The organism is Flavobacterium sp. GNP008, assembly GCF_056428965.1.
In genome coordinates this window covers 1-211 of record NZ_JBWJVL010000091.1, presented here as the reverse complement: position 1 = coordinate 211, position 211 = coordinate 1, and the positions used below count along the sequence as shown (strand labels likewise).

The window sequence follows — 211 nt, the reverse complement described above, 5'->3', positions numbered from 1 at the left end:
GCCCAAGGTGCAAAACCGGGCGAAGGTGGCCAGTTACCGGGGGATAAAGTCAGCCCGCTGATCGCCAAGCTGCGTTGCTCCAAGCCAGGGATTTCTTTGATTTCCCCGCCACCGCATCACGATATTTACTCGATTGAAGATTTGGCCCAGCTGATTTTTGACTTAAAACAGGTCAATCCAGTTTCACCGATACCAGCGCATCTGGATTGAC

1 protein-coding gene is annotated in these 211 nt (G+C 52.1%); it reads left to right on the top strand.

All coding sequences use genetic code 11. The features are described 5' to 3' along the window. Nucleotides 1–210 (top strand): glutamate synthase-related protein (locus tag AC0608_RS14010; RefSeq protein WP_478289512.1); only part of this gene is annotated, 210 nt, incomplete at its 5' end. Nucleotide 211 lies beyond the last annotated feature (1 nt).